Raw genomic sequence first — 14,416 nt, 5'->3', positions numbered from 1 at the left:
GGGTAGCTACCCGAGGTCTTCGGGGACCGCCGGAATGCGTGCCAGCACCTCATGGGTCAGCAGACGCGGGTCCCGGCGCGGTAGACGGCGGAGACGGAGCGCATGGCGGCGAGGTCCTGGGTGGGATCACCTGACACGGCAAGGAGGTCGGCGTCGTAGCCGGGGGCGATGCGGCCCTTGCGGGAGCCGACGCCGCAGGACTCGGCGGCGAGGCGGGTGACGGAGGTCAGGACGGCGGCGGCGGAGATGTCGGCGAAGCCCTGGAACTCGGAGAGGCCGTGGGGCAGGCAGTGGTGCGGCTTGTAGGCGATGATGCCGGCATCGGAGGAGCAGACGATGCGGGCGCCGGAGCGGTGCATGCGGGCCAAGAAGGCCCGAGCGGCAAGGACATGGGGCGGGGTGGGCGGACCGGTGAGCAGGCGGCCGGCGGTGACGCCGACGTAGATGCCGCGGGAGATGATCTCGGCGATGGTGTCCCAGTCGGGGGCGGCGCCGCCGGTGCCGTCGAGGAAAGTGGCGTGCTCGACGCCGTCGACACCGGCATGAACGGCGTCGCGGACGCCGAGAGCGCCGTGGGCGTGGGCGGTGACGGGGAGACCGGCGGAGTGAGCGGCCTCGACGACGGCGGAAATCTGCTCAAAGGAGTACTGCGACGAATGGGCGGCGCTGCCGGGCGTGATTCCGCCGCCGGTAGCCATGATCTTCACGACGTCGACACCACGGGACACCCGCTCGGCCACGGCGTCGATCAACGCGGAGCGGTCAGCCGGCACCTCGCCGCCGAGGAACCAACAGTGCCCACCGGGAATGGTGATCGGCGGCCCGGCGGCGAGGATCTCGGGCAGCAAGCCGCCGCCATCCCGGAGCTCGACGGCCAGGTAGTCGCGATCCCCCAGGTCACGCAAGGTGGTGATGCCGGCGTGCAGAGCCTCGACGGCATGGCGGCGCATCCGCTCCAACACCACGTCACGCGGCGTCGAGGCCATGTCGGCCAGAATGTCGCTGCCGGGCTCGAAAACCAGATGTGTATGGGCGTCGACCAAGCCCGGCATCAAGGTGACATCGCCGAGATCGACGACATCAACGGCCGCATCGTCGAACCCGACGATGCGGCCGCCGTCCAGCACGACGGTTCGGGGGCCGTCGTGCATTGTGTCGCCGTCGAAAAGCCGAGCGCAGCGAAGACTGATCACGCGGTCAGCATGACACCATCGGCCAGATAGGCGTCCACGGCCTCCCGGCGGGCGGAGGTGTCCCAGCCCAGTCGGGCGCCGACGAGGTCGGCCACCTGCTCCAGGCATGCCACCCCACGCGACGGGTACTCGAAAGCGATGCGGGTACGCCGGCTGAGCACGTCGTCGAGATCAAGCGCGCCCTCATGGGTCACGGCGTGCACGATCTCCGCCGCCAGATAGCCTTCGGCCCCACTCAAAGGCGAAGCCAACGCCGGGTCCGAGTGGATCAGGTCGACGACCTCGGTGACAGCTGACCCGTGACGGTGCAGCAGACGCTCCACAGTGGACACCGACAAACCGTTGCGGGCGGCGAAAGCGATCCGGTCGGCCCACAGCTCGCGGTAGCCGACCGCGCCGTGGATGGGCAGACGGGCGGTCAACGACGGCGCGACACCGCCGAGCCCCTCGACCGCCGCGTTGACGACGTCGGCGGCCATCACCCGATACGTCGTGTACTTGCCGCCGGCCACCACGAAATGCCCGGGCGACGGCGAAGCAACGGCGTGCTCGCGGGACAGCTTGGCCGTCTCCTTGTTCTTGCCGGCCAGCAGCGGCCGCAGCCCGGCGTAGGTGCCGATCACGTCATCGACCGTCAGCGGCTCCTTCAACACGCTGTTCACGTGCTCCAGAAGGTATTCCACATCCGAGGCGGTCACGGTCGGCCGGTCCGGCGCGTCCGAGTAGGGCGTGTCGGTGGTGCCGATGATCCAGTGCTGGCCCCACGGAATGACGAACAGCACGCTCTTCTCGGTGCGCATGATCAGCCCGGTCTCGAGCTGAAGCTTTTCCCGCGCCACGACCAGGTGCACGCCCTTGGACATCTGGATCCGGAAGCCCGGGTTCTCCTCGGTCCACACGCCGGTGGCGCCGATCACGCGACGAGCCCGGACCTGGATCTCCTTGCCGGACAGGCCATCCCGAACCACCGCCCCAGTAACGCCATTGCCGTTACGCAGCAGTTCCACGGCGGAGGCCCGAGTCAGCACGGTCGCGCCGTGCTGGGCAGCGGTTCGGGCCACCATCATCGTGAACCGGGCGTCGTCGACCTGGGCGTCGTAGTACCGCACGGCCCCGGTCAACGCGTCGTCACGCAGGCTCGGCGACATGGCCATCGCCTTGGTGCGGGACAGGTGCTTGTGCATCGGCACCGACGAAGCGCCGCCGATGGTGTCGTACAGCATCAGCCCGGCGCCGACGTACGGCCGCTCCCACCCCTTGTGCGTCAACGGGTACAGGAACGGCACCGGCCGCACCAGGTGCGGAGCCAGCTTGCGGAGAAGCAGACCTCGCTCCCGCAGAGCCTCACGTACCAACGAGAACTCGAACTGCTCCAGGTAGCGCAGCCCGCCGTGCACCAGCTTGCTCGACCGGCTGGAGGTTCCCGATGCCCAGTCCCGCGCCTCGACGAGCGCGACGGACAGCCCACGCGACGCGGCGTCGAGGGCGGCGCCGACACCGACGATCCCACCGCCTATCACGAGCACGTCGAACTCGGTGTCGGCGAGAGAGCGCAGCGCCGCCTCGCGATAGCCGGCGTCCAGCCTTGCGGACATCGGGAACTCCTCCTAGACGATCAATCAGGCGTCGATCAGATCAGCGCACGTCGTCGTCGACCCAGTCGAACGACTTCGTGACCGCCTTCTTCCAGTTGCGGTAGACGCGTTCCCGCTCGTCGGCGGCCAGCGCCGGCGTCCACCGCTTGTCCTCGGCCCAGTTGGCCCGCAGCTCGTCCTCGCCGCCCCAGTAGCCGACCGCGAGCCCGGCCGCGTAGGCCGCGCCGAGCGCCGTGGTCTCGGCGACCACCGGCCGGATGACCGGCACGTCGAGCACATCGGCCTGGAACTGCATGAGCAGCTCGTTGACGACCATGCCGCCGTCGACCTTGAGCTCGGTCAGCGCCACGCCGGAATCGGCGTTCATGGCGTCGAGCACCTCGCGCGTCTGGAAAGCAGTGGCCTCCAGCACGGCACGGGCCAGGTGCCCCTTGTTGACGAAGCGGGTCAGGCCGACCAGCGCGCCGCGGGCATCGGCCCGCCAGTACGGCGCGAAGAGCCCGGAGAACGCCGGCACGAAGTAGGCGCCGCCGTTGTCCTCCACGCTGCGGGCGAGCGTCTCGATCTCGGGCGCGGAGCCGATGATGCCGAGGTTGTCACGCAGCCACTGCACCAGCGAGCCGGTGACGGCGATCGAGCCCTCCAGCGCGTACACCGCGTCCTGGGAACCGATCTTGTAGCAAACCGTGGTGAGCAGGCCGTTCTGGCTGGCGACCTTCTCCGTGCCGGTGTTGAGCAGCATGAAGTTGCCGGTGCCGTAGGTGTTCTTGGCCGTGCCGACGTCGAAGCAGGCCTGGCCGAAGGTGGCCGCCTGCTGGTCGCCGAGGATGCCGGTGATCGGCACGCCGCTGAGCACGCCGACGCCGACGCCGTAGTGTTCGGAGGAAGAGCGGATCTGCGGCAGCATGGACAGCGGAATGCCCATCTCCGCGGCGATCTCGGCGTCCCAGTCCAGCGTGTCCAGGTCCATCAGCATGGTCCGGGACGCGTTGGTCACGTCGGTGACGTGCACGCCGCCGCTGACGCCGCCGGTCAGGTTCCACAGCGTCCACGTGTCGGTGTTGCCGAACAGCAGGTCGCCGCGGTCGGCCTCCTCCCGTGCGCCGGGCACGTTGTCCAGGATCCAGCGGACCTTGGGGCCGGAGAAGTAGGTGGCCAGCGGCAGTCCGACGCGAGCCTTGTACCGGTCGGCCCCGCCGCCCAGCGCGCCCAGGTCGTCCACAATGGACTGGGTACGGGTGTCCTGCCAGACGATGGCGTTGTACACCGGCTCGCCGGTGGTGCGGTCCCAGACCACCGCGGTCTCCCGCTGGTTGGTGATGCCGACCGCGGCCAGGTCGCCGATGTTCAGGTCGGCCTTGGCCAGCGCCTGCCCGATGACGTAGCGGGTGTTCGCGGTGATCTCGGCCGGGTCGTGCTCGACCCAGCCGGCCCGCGGGAAGATCTGCTCGTGTTCCTTCTGGCCGACCGAGACGATGGCCCCGGCATGGTCGAACACGATCGCCCGGGTGCTGGTCGTGCCCTGGTCGATGGCGAGAATGTGCTGTGCCATGGTGGAAAGCCCTTCCGATCAGAACACGATGTGGGAGGCGAGACCGGCGATGACGCCGCCGATGATCGGACCGACCACCGGCACCCAGGCGTAGCTCCAGTCGGAGTTCTTCGGTTCGGTGGACGCGGGCTCACCCTTGTAGCGCAACGGAAGGATGGCGTGGGCGATGCGCGGCCCGAGGTCACGGGCGGGGTTGATGGCGTAGCCGGTGGGCCCGCCGAGCGAGGCGCCGATGCCGACCACCAGCATGGACACGGCCAGCGGGCCGAGGCCCGACGGCGTCTTTCCGAACGACAGCACCACGAAGACCAGCACGAACGTGCCGAGGATCTCGGTGACGAGGTTCCAGCCGTAGCTGCGGATCGCCGGGCCGGTGGAGAACACGGCCAGCTTCTTGCCCTCGTCGGGCTCCTCGTCGAAGTGCTTCTTGTAGGCCAGCCAGCACAGGCAGGCGCCGAGGAAGGCGCCGAGCAACTCGCCGGCCAGGTAGACCAGGGTCGAGCCGAGGCTCACCGCCACCCCAGGGGCGTACGTGCTCGCCCCGCTGCTCAGGATGCCGATCGTGACCGCCGGGTTGAGATGCGCACCCGACTTGAACGCGACGTAGACGCCGGCCATCACGGCCAGGCCCCATCCGAAGTTGATCAGCAGCCAGCCGCCGTCGAAGCCCTTGGACTTCACCAGCAGCACGTTGGCCACCACACCGGCGCCGAGCAAGATCAGCAGGCCGGTGCCGAGCACCTCGCTGAGGAACACCGCTCCGAGAGCCACCCACTCCTCCATTCGTCGTTGAACGGTCCGCTCACCCCCAGTGAGTGAGGGGACCGTAAGCAGCGGGAACCGGGCCCTCAACGGTGACCGGTCGACAATGTCGAACGGTGACTCACACCACAGGGTGGTCATCCGATTACTGTCCGACGATCGGGCGGATGAAACCGCTCCCGGACGGGGCCCGTAGCACCACCGGGCGTTCGACATTGCCGACAACGAGCTCGTTTGATTAGCTGACGCCGTGCCGGGCCCCATCCAGTCGATCGAGCGAGCCGCCGCCATGCTGCGGCTGCTGGCGCGCGGCTCGGGGCAGTACGGGCTGGCCGAGATCGCGGCCTCGCTCGGCCTGCCCAAGGGCACCGCGCACGGGATTCTCCGCACCCTGCAACGGGTCGAATTCGTCGAACAGGACCAGGAATCCGGCCGCTACAAGCTCGGCGCGGCCCTGCTGCACCTGGGCACCAGCTACCTCGACGCGAACGAGCTGCGCTCACGCTCGCTCAACTGGGCCGACGCGCTGGCCGCCCGCAGCGGCCAGGAGGTGCGCATCGGCGTGCACCACGACGGCGCGGTGTTGGTGGTGCACCACGTCTTCCGGCCGGACGACACGATGCAGACACTCGGGGTGGGGGCGATGCTTCCCTTGCACGCTACCGCGTTCGGCAAGGTGCTGCTGGCCTACGACGCGTCGCTGAGCCGAAGCCCGCTCACGTCCCTGACCCGACGCACCATCGTGTCGCCGCAGGCGTTGGAACGCGTGCTGGCCCAGGTGCGGGCCGGCGGCTGGGCCAGCGAGGCCGAGGAGTACATGCCGGGCGAGGCCGGCATCGCCGCGCCGATCAGGGCGTTCGGCGGGCTCGTCGTCGGGGCGATCGGCGTTTCCGGTGCGGTGGACCGGATCTGCGACTCGGCCAGCCGGCCCAAGCCGGCCCTGGTCAGTCAGGTGGCCAGCGCGGCCGAGGCCGTGTCCCGGGCGTTGAGCGACTGAGCGGGGATCATGGCGCAACGGTATGTGATGGCGATCGACCAGGGCACCACCTCCACCCGGTGCATCCTGTTCGACCACAGCGCCCGGCTGGTCTCGGTCGTGCAGCGGGAACACCGGCAGTACCACCCGCGGCCGGGCTGGGTCGAGCAGGACGCGGTGGAGATCTGGCGCAACGTGGACCGGATCATGCCGCAGACGCTGCGGGACGGCGGTGTCGGCGCGGATCAGGTGGTGGCGCTGGGCATCACGAACCAGCGCGAGACGGCCGTGGTGTGGGACCGGCACACGGGTGTGCCGGTCGGGCGGGCCATCGTGTGGGAGGACATCCGGACCGAGGAGCTGGTCGGCGAGCTGACCGCCCGTCCGGAAAGCTCAGGCATACGTGAGCGCTGCGGCCTGCCGCTGGCCACGTACTTCTCGGCGCCGAAGCTGAAGTGGTTGCTGGACAACACTCCTGGGCTGCGGGAGCGGGCCGTGCGCGGCGACGTCCTGTTCGGCACCATCGACACCTGGCTGATCTGGAACCTGACCGGCGGCGTCAGCGGCGGGCTGCACGTCACCGACGTGACCAACGCCAGCCGCACCATGCTGATGAACATCACCACCCAGGCCTGGGATGCCGAGCTACTGTCCTTTTTCGACATTCCCGCCCCGATGCTGCCGGAGATCCGGGCCTCCACGGAGATTCACGGCAAGACCACGCGCGTGGTGCCGGGCGTGACGATCTCCGCGGCACTGGGCGACCAGCACGCGGCGCTGTTCGGGCAGACGTGTTTCGCCAAGGGCGAGACCAAATGCACCTATGGCACCGGTAGCTTCCTGCTGATGAACACGGGCGACACGCTCGTCAAGTCGGAGCACGGACTCCTTACCACCATTGGCTATCAGCTCGGCGGCGAGCCGGCGACGTACGCGCTCGAGGGCTCGATCGCCGTCACGGGCTCGCTCGTGCAGTGGTTCCGGGACAAGCTCGGGCTGATCCAGAGCGCGCCGGAGATCGAGACGCTGGCCCGGACCGTGACCGACAACGGCGGCTGCTACATCGTGCCGGCGTTCTCGGGGCTGTTCGCGCCGCACTGGCACAGCGAGGCGCGTGGCATCATCGTCGGCCTCACTTCCTATATCTCCAAAGGACATCTGGCCCGCGCGGTGCTCGAAGCCACAGCGTGGCAGACGCGTGAGGTCGTGGATGCGATGGCCGCCGAGCTGGGCGTGCCGTCCAAGGCGTTGAAGGTCGACGGCGGCATGACCGCCGACCACCTGCTGATGCAGACCATCGCCGATGTGCTGGACGTGCCGGTGCTGCGGCCGATGGTGGCCGAGACGGTGTCGCTTGGCGCGGCCTACGCCGCCGGACTGGCTGTGGGGTACTGGCCGGATCTGGAGGGGCTGCGCCGGAACTGGCATCTGGCGGCGCGCTGGACTCCACAGTGGAACGACGAGGACCGGCAAGCCGAGTACGCCAACTGGAAACGGGCGGTCGAGCTGACTTTCGGCTGGGCCAAACCCCGTAAGCGCTAGCGGATCTCCAGCCGTCGCCACGTGCCGAGGAAGATCAGGGCGGCGGTGATCGAGCCGAGTGAGGCCAGTGACTGTGCGGCCAGGTAAACGATCCACGTGTCGTCGCGCAACACGCCGTCCAGGCCGTACTGCGCCAGCGGCACGAGCGTGAAGAACACGCCGAACAGCAGGAAGAACGCGCCGACGACCGCGGTGAACGTGACGATCAGGACGCGTGGGATGCGGCGCTTGCCTTCGTACCTGTGCACGAGGCCGCGCCGGGCCAGCCACCACGAGGCGAGGCAGCCCAACGCCAACGCGATCGCGTCCGCCGCCAACGTGTCGGACAGGCGGTGCCACTTGGCCGTGACGGTGTACGAACCGATGCCGACGGCCCAGGACAGCACGAAGAACAGCGCCACGCCGCGCCACCGGTACGGCACCACGATCAGTGCCGCGAACAGCACCGTCATGGCGATCGTGGTGTGGCCGCTTGGCAGGCTGTTGTCGGCGTAGTGGCCGGTCAGCGGGACGAGCGGCGGTCGCGGCAGGATGTACCGCTTGAGGCCCTGCGTGATCACCTGACCGGCGACGATCACGCCGACCGAGGCCAGCGCCAGGTCCCAGCGGCGGCGCAGCAGGCCGATCGCCGCGATCAGCACGACCGCGGCGGCCAGCGAATACACGGTGATCTGGTCGAGGCTGCTGTTGGCCGTGCCGGCCTCGTTCGTGCTGACCTGGTCGGCCCCGCGCAGCGCCGCGTTCTCCAGCTGCTGGCCGATCGGCGTCAGCACCGCCAGCACGTAGACCAGGACCGCGGCGATCGCGCTACCCACCGCCACGTGCAGCCAGCGGCGCGCCGGGATGACCGTCGCCTGAGCCGAGGATTCCTCCTGAAGCATGGCCCGGATGCTATCCACGCCGGTGAGCAGCGGAAATCCGGTCAGCCCCGGCCACACTGCCGAGTGATAAGTGAACCCCTTTCATAATCACTGAGCGGAGCGGGCTAAGGTTTCGGGCCGTGGAGATCACCCACTTGCGCTACCCCGTTCCCCCGACCGGGCCCCTGGAGGTGCCGCACTCATGACTCGCCGCCAGACGCGCACCGTGATCATCACCGCCGTCGTGCTCGGGCTGTTCTGCCTGGGCATGGTCCTCTGGGCCGTCACGCGCTCCCCCGACCCCGTGGCCGAGCCGGTGCCCAACCCCACCACCTCGGCCAGCACCACGTCGGCGACTCCGAGCTCCACGGCATCGACGACTTCGGCCGCGCCTACGACCACCACGACAACGAAGACGACCACCAAGGCCCCGCCACCACCCAAAACCACCACCAAGGCACCCGCCGCGCCGCCGGCCACCACGGTCAACGCCCTGTGCCAGGCCGAGCAGTGGCGGCGCGACACGCAGTACAACAGCGGCGCCCTGGTGCAGCACAACGGTTTCGAGTGGTACGCCCGCGCGTGGAGCTACAACGCCGAGCCCGGGGCCAACGCGGAAGACGCCTGGATCAAGGCCATCAACTGCTGACGTCCGTCCACAGTGGCTGTTCCCGCAACGCCGTCAGCACCAGGTTCACCGCGGCTCGCAGCGGCGAGCCCCGCCGCACGACCGCGGCGATGGTCCGCGTGAGCGGCACGGCAAGTTCCCGTGTCACAACGCGATAGCGCGGATCGACGGCCAGCCCGGGCAGCAGCGCGACGGCCAGACCGGCCTCGACGTGTCGCAGGGTCATGAGGTAGTTGCTGAACCGGCTCACGACCCGCGGCTCGAAGCCGGACTCGCGGCACAGGCGCAGCGTCAGATCGGCCATGTACGACTGGGCAATGTCGAGGGCCCATGGCTCGCCGGCGTACGCGGAGAGCACGGCCGGTCCCCGCGGGACGTGCCGATCGGGCGAGGAAACCAGCACGATCGGGTCGGTGGCCAGCGGCACGATCTCCAGATCCGGGCCGAGCGGCAGCTGCCCGAAGTCGGTGGTCGTGACGATCACGTCGACGTCGCCGCCACGCAGCGCCGGGATCGACTCGTGCGGCTCCAGCTCCAGCAGCTCCACGTCCAGCTGCGGATATCGGGCGACGGCCGGCACGGCCAGGGAGTGGATGGCGCTCTGGAACGCGCCCAGCCGCACCAGCCCGGCCGGCTCCTCGCGCAGGCCGCGCAGCTCGGCCTCGACGGTGTCCATGTGGTCGAGGATCGCCCGCGCCCGGCGGGCCAGCACCAGCCCGGCCGGCGTCAGCCGAACCCGTCGGCCGGTGCGTTCCAGCAGCTGGGTGCGGGTTTCCGTCTCCAGAACGGCCAGCTGCTGGGACACGCTGGACGCGCTCAGGTTGGCGTCCTGGGCGACCGCGCGGATGGTGCCCAGGGTGTCGAGCCGGCTCAGCAGCCGCAGCCGCCACGGGTTCAGCATGCGGCCATTGTTCGGCAAAACCGCACAACGAGGTCGGAATTGTGCGCTGGACGTGTCGCTCGGCCCGCTCCTACCGTCACAGCCATGGACTTCTCTGCTGATTCCTTCTGGGCAGACGCCGACCGACACCTCATCCGCTACGCGGGCCGGGCCGACTTCACCCGCGAGATCATCGCCCGCGCCGAGGGCAGCTTCGTGTTCACCGAGGACGGGCGCAAGATCCTGGACTTCACGTCCGGGCAGATGAGCGCCATCCTCGGCCACTCGCACCCGGAGATCGTGGCCACCGTGCGGCGCCAGGCCGCCACCCTGGACCACCTGTTCAGCGGCATGCTCAGCCGGCCGGTCGTCGACCTGGCCCGGCGGCTGGCCGAGACGCTGCCGTCGCCGCTGGAGAAGGTGCTGCTGCTGACCACCGGGGCCGAGTCGAACGAAGCGGCGATGCGGATGGCCAAGCTGGTCACCGGCGGGCACGAGATCGTGTCGTTCGCCCGGTCCTGGCACGGCATGACGCAGGCCGCCGCCGGCGCGACCTACAGCGCCGGCCGCAAGGGCTACGGGCCGGCGTCCCCAGGCAACTTCGCCCTGCCGGTACCGGGAGCCGATTGGCGGCAGGAGCTGGACTTCGGCTTCGAGATGATCGACGCGCAGTCGGTGGGCGCGCTGGCGGCGTGCATCGTGGAGCCGATCCTGAGCTCCGGCGGGGTCATCGAGCCGCCGCTCGGGTATCTCGCCGCCCTGCACGAGAAGTGCCGCGAGCGGGGCATGCTGCTGATCCTCGACGAGGCGCAGACCGGCCTGTGCCGGACCGGCACCTGGTACGCGTTCGAGCGTGACGGCATCGTGCCGGACATCCTCACGCTGTCGAAGACCCTCGGCGCCGGGCTGCCGCTGGCGGCGGTCGTGACCAGCGCGGAGATCGAGGCGGCGGCACATGAGCGGGGGTACCTGTTCTTCACCACGCACGTCTCCGATCCGCTACCGGCGGCGGTCGGCAACACCGTGCTGGACGTGCTGCTTCGCGACCGGCTCGAGGATCAGGCCCGTGAGCTCGGCACCGTGCTCCGACAGGGGCTGCTGGCTATCAGCGACAACCACGACGTCGTCACCGACGTCCGCGGCCGCGGTCTGCTGGTGGGACTTGAGTTGATCTCCGACGACATCGGCCAGCGCGTCACCCGGCGCTGCCTGGAACTGGGCTTGCACATGAACATCGTGCAGCTCCCGGGCATGGGCGGCGTGTTCCGCATCGCCCCTGCGCTGACCGCGTCGGACGACGACATCGCGCTCGGCCTGTCGATCCTCGACCAGGCCATCGGCGACGTCGTGAAGACTCACTCGAACCGCTAGTCCCCCAGCGCTAGAGACGCGCTCGAGCCTGGTCCTCGCGAGGGAGGACCCGTGGTTACGTAGTCCCCGGGACCACGAGTTCGAGGGGGAACGATGATCAAGGTTCTTGTCGCCGGGGACGACGTGCTGGCCAGAGGCGGGGTGCGGGCCGCGCTCAACGACCAGCCGGGGATCCGGGCGGTGGGCGACTGCCAGCCCGGCATCGCGGTCGGGGATGTGGTCAAGGCGTTGCAGCCGCACGTGTTGCTGCTGCACCGGGTGAGTGAGGAGACGGAGGCGTTCGGCGTCACCGTGAAGGCGGCGCGGGACGCCCGGTACACGATTCGAGTGCTGACCATCGGCAGCCACGAGCATTCCTTGAGGCCCGATGTGGAACGAGGGGTGTGCGGGGTGCTGCCGCCGTCGGCCACGGCGGAGCAGCTGGTTGCGGCAGTGCGGATGGCGTCGGCGGGGTATGTGCTGTTCGGTGGCGGAGAAGGGCCGGTCCAGCGCGAGGTGCCGGTGCGACGGGACGGGTTGAGCGGGCGGGAGTGCGAGGTGCTGTCGCTCATCGCCCGTGGCATGAGCAACGCCGAGATTGCCTTGGCGCTCACGGTTTCCGAGCACACCGTGAAATCACACGTACAGAACCTGTTGGGAAAACTGAACCTGCGCAACCGAATCCACGCCGTGATCTACGCCTTCGAGACCGGCCTGGCCCACGCCGCCTAGACCAGCATCGCGGACTCCTCTCGGACGAAAGCGGCCAGGCGGTCGAGGCCGGTCTCGATCTGAGCCGGCGTGACGACACTGCACGACAGCCGGAGCTGGGAGAAACCTCCTGTGCCGGCATAGAAGTGGTGCATGGGAGTCCACAAAACACCGTGCTTGAGCGCGGAACGTTCCAGGGCGGCGTCGTCGCAGCGGAAATCCACTGTGACGACGACGAAAAAGCCGCCGCCGGGGACGTTCAATGTGACATCGGGGCGATCGGCGAAACGGGCTTCGAGACCGTCCAGGAGGAGCCGGAGGTTGGTGCGATAAAGCTCGGCCTCGCGGCGATTGGCCTCGACCAGGCTGCCGTCGAACCGCAGCAGCCGGCCGGCGACCACGGCCTGGGCGATGGGCGAGGTGTTGACGGTGACCATGCTCTTGAGCTTGGACAGCTCGTCGGCGAACAGAGAACCGTTGTCCACCAACTGATCGGCGACCACGTATCCGACACGGGCACCGGGGACAGCCGTCTTGGCGAACGACCCGAGATAAACCACCCGCCGGCGGGAATCCAGCGCCTTCAAGGTCGGCGGCCGACCGGAGCCGTCGTGGAACAGCCCGTACGGGTTGTCCTCCAACAACAGGATGTCCAGCTCCTCGGCCAGGTCCAGCAGCCGCAGCCGGGTCTCCAGGGTCAGGCTCACGCCGGACGGGTTGGCGAACTCCGGCACGAGGTAACAGGCCCGGGGCCGCAGGCCGGCGGCCCGCGCCGCCCGCACCTGCGCCGCCAGGTCGTCCAGGTCGATACCGGCCGGCCCTTCCCGTACGGGCAGCACCGGCATGTCCACCAAGCGAGCAGCCCCGGTCACACCGACGTAAGTCGGGCTGACTGCCAAGATCACGTCGTCTGCGGTGGCACGCAAGGCCCGTAGCACCAGGAACATCGCCTCCTGGCAGCCGACAGTGACCACAATGGACTCCGGGTCGACGTGCATACGCTCGTCAACGGCGAGGTTGCGCGCCACCAGCTCGTGCACGATGCCCTTGGTGCGGCCGTACTGGAACAGCTCCCGGTCGGCCCGCGCCGGGGTGTAACCCTTGTCCCGCAGCAGATACTCGCGGAACCGGGCCACATCCCGGTGCAGGTCGTCGACGTCGAAGAACTGCTCGGTTGGCCGGCCGGCGGCGAAGGCGATGGCCTCCGGGTACCGGCCGGCGACCTCGTTGAGCAGGTTCATCGAGGTCAGCGCCGGGTCGGACAGCGAGGAGTGCAGCTGCCCGCTGTCCAGCACGACGGACTGGTGGGTCACCGCGTCTCCCGGGCCGTGGTCCGCTCCAGCTCGACCGCCTCGTACAGCGCCTTGATGTTGCCGCTGCCGAAGGTCCTGGCCTTGAGCCGCTCGATCACCTCGAAGAAGAAGGTGCGACGGGGATGGGTGGTGCGGGTGAAGATCTGGTACAGCTGCCCGTCGTGGTCCTCGTCGACCAGGATCCCCAGGCCGCGCAGCTCGTCCACGGTGTGGCCCACCGGCTCCAGGCGCTCCGCCAGCAGCGAGTAGTAAGTCTGCGGCGGGTCGAGGAAAGCCACTCCGCGGGCCGTGATGTCGGCCACCGACGCGACGATGTCGTTGCAGGTGAAGGCGATGTGCTGGACGCCGGCGCCGCCGTGGTTGCCGATGAAGTCGTCGATCTGGCCCGGCTCGGCGGTGGTGTCCGGCTCGATCAGGGTCAGCGTGACCTTGCCGGACAGGCTCTGCACGGCAACGGAGTTCATCGCCTGCGTGCCGACCTCGATCTTCTCCTCGAAGATCTCGGCGAAGCCCAGCACCTCAAGGTAGAACTCCACCGCGCCGTCCAGGCCGCCGGCCTCGAGGCAGACCGCGAAGTGATCCATCTCCAGCAGGCCGGCGCCGATCGTGCCGGCGGTGGAGATCGCGCCGAAGCCGGGCAGGCAGCGGCCGACCGCCGGCTGCTGCACGAAGGTGTGCAGCACATCGCCGAACGCCTCGATGGTGGCCGTGATGCAGCCGTCCCGGTCGGCCGGCGGGCTGACCGGCACGGCACCGTTGGCCACGGCCACGGCGAACGCCTCGGCGGCGTCGTCGGTCCGCAGCGCGATGACACCGACGCCGTCGCCGTGGCGGGCCACGTACTGCCCGGCCGGGTGCAGGTCGCCGGCGGCCTCGGTGACCACCAGCACGGAGTCGCCCTGGCCCAGCGCGACCGAGCGATAACCGCCCCACGCCTTGGAGTTGACCGCGGCCAGCACCTCGAAGCCATAGCCGTCAACCAGTTCGACCAGCGACGCGTCCAGGTCGGTGACGAAGAACTCGACGTGGTCGACCGCGAGTTGGGTGCTCATGA

13 protein-coding genes are annotated in these 14,416 nt (G+C 69.2%); 5 read left to right on the top strand and 8 right to left on the bottom strand.

Annotated elements, in window-relative coordinates:
• Positions 1–56 precede the first annotated feature (56 nt).
• From M3Q35_RS40945 to M3Q35_RS40930, 4 genes are read right to left on the bottom strand one after another with little or no spacing between them, the layout of a single operon-like run.
• Positions 57–1,193: a metal-dependent hydrolase family protein gene (locus M3Q35_RS40945; protein WP_273937948.1), complete on the bottom strand. Its 1,137-nt coding sequence runs from the start codon at positions 1,191–1,193 to the stop codon at positions 57–59.
• Positions 1,190–2,788 (bottom strand): glycerol-3-phosphate dehydrogenase/oxidase, encoded by a 1,599-nt coding sequence (locus tag M3Q35_RS40940; RefSeq protein WP_273937947.1) that lies wholly within the window; start codon positions 2,786–2,788, stop codon positions 1,190–1,192. Before M3Q35_RS40940 ends, M3Q35_RS40945 begins: the two co-directional genes overlap by 4 nt.
• A 40-nt stretch (positions 2,789–2,828) precedes the next feature.
• A complete protein-coding gene (gene glpK, locus M3Q35_RS40935) occupies positions 2,829–4,340 on the bottom strand; it encodes a glycerol kinase GlpK (protein WP_273937946.1) in 1,512 nt (503 codons plus the stop codon).
• 18 nt (positions 4,341–4,358) lie between these two features.
• The gene (locus M3Q35_RS40930; protein WP_273937945.1) at positions 4,359–5,111 is read right to left on the bottom strand and encodes an MIP/aquaporin family protein; all 753 of its coding nucleotides are present in this window, start codon (positions 5,109–5,111) and stop codon (positions 4,359–4,361) included.
• 241 nt (positions 5,112–5,352) lie between these two features.
• Here M3Q35_RS40930 and M3Q35_RS40925 point away from each other — a divergent pair, with 241 nt between their 5' ends.
• Positions 5,353–6,099 carry an IclR family transcriptional regulator gene (locus M3Q35_RS40925; protein ID WP_273937944.1) on the top strand — a complete coding sequence of 249 codons (747 nt, stop codon included), beginning with the start codon at positions 5,353–5,355 and terminating at the stop codon, positions 6,097–6,099.
• Positions 6,100–6,108: 9 nt separating this feature from the next.
• Positions 6,109–7,620, top strand: coding sequence for a glycerol kinase GlpK (glpK, locus tag M3Q35_RS40920; RefSeq protein WP_273937943.1), 1,512 nt, complete (start codon positions 6,109–6,111; stop codon positions 7,618–7,620).
• On the opposite strand, the gene M3Q35_RS40915 is transcribed toward glpK (M3Q35_RS40920), so the two are convergent.
• Complete coding sequence (locus tag M3Q35_RS40915) at positions 7,617–8,501, bottom strand: phosphatase PAP2 family protein (RefSeq protein WP_273937942.1); 885 nt, start codon at positions 8,499–8,501, stop codon at positions 7,617–7,619. The two genes, glpK (M3Q35_RS40920) and M3Q35_RS40915, sit on opposite strands and share 4 nt — an antisense overlap.
• Positions 8,502–8,682: 181 nt before the next feature.
• On the opposite strand from M3Q35_RS40915, the gene M3Q35_RS40910 reads away from it, so the two are divergent.
• A complete protein-coding gene (locus M3Q35_RS40910) occupies positions 8,683–9,129 on the top strand; it encodes a hypothetical protein (protein ID WP_273937941.1) in 447 nt (148 codons plus the stop codon).
• Here M3Q35_RS40910 and M3Q35_RS40905 read toward each other — a convergent pair.
• Complete coding sequence (locus M3Q35_RS40905) at positions 9,119–10,009, bottom strand: LysR family transcriptional regulator (RefSeq protein WP_273937940.1); 891 nt, start codon at positions 10,007–10,009, stop codon at positions 9,119–9,121. The two genes, M3Q35_RS40910 and M3Q35_RS40905, sit on opposite strands and share 11 nt — an antisense overlap.
• A gap of 84 nt (positions 10,010–10,093) precedes the next feature.
• Between M3Q35_RS40905 and M3Q35_RS40900 the strand changes: the two genes are divergently transcribed.
• The gene (locus M3Q35_RS40900; protein ID WP_273937939.1) at positions 10,094–11,359 is read left to right on the top strand and encodes an aspartate aminotransferase family protein; all 1,266 of its coding nucleotides are present in this window, start codon (positions 10,094–10,096) and stop codon (positions 11,357–11,359) included.
• A 93-nt stretch (positions 11,360–11,452) separates the two neighbouring features.
• Entirely contained in the window at positions 11,453–12,070 is a 618-nt protein-coding gene (locus M3Q35_RS40895; protein WP_273937938.1) for a response regulator transcription factor, read from the top strand.
• Here M3Q35_RS40895 and M3Q35_RS40890 read toward each other — a convergent pair.
• Together M3Q35_RS40890 and hppD are read right to left on the bottom strand one after the other, a co-directional pair.
• Positions 12,067–13,362 carry an aminotransferase-like domain-containing protein gene (locus tag M3Q35_RS40890; RefSeq protein ID WP_337960523.1) on the bottom strand — a complete coding sequence of 432 codons (1,296 nt, stop codon included), beginning with the start codon at positions 13,360–13,362 and terminating at the stop codon, positions 12,067–12,069. The genes M3Q35_RS40895 and M3Q35_RS40890 overlap by 4 nt on opposite strands.
• A complete protein-coding gene (gene hppD / locus M3Q35_RS40885) occupies positions 13,359–14,414 on the bottom strand; it encodes a 4-hydroxyphenylpyruvate dioxygenase (protein ID WP_273937937.1) in 1,056 nt (351 codons plus the stop codon). Before hppD ends, M3Q35_RS40890 begins: the two co-directional genes overlap by 4 nt.
• Between the last annotated feature and the right edge of the window lie 2 nt (positions 14,415–14,416).

This window comes from Kutzneria chonburiensis, from assembly GCF_028622115.1.
Taxonomy (GTDB): domain Bacteria; phylum Actinomycetota; class Actinomycetes; order Mycobacteriales; family Pseudonocardiaceae; genus Kutzneria; species Kutzneria chonburiensis.
Note: the sequence above shows the minus strand (reverse complement) of the source record. Positions and strands in the feature narration are given on the sequence as shown.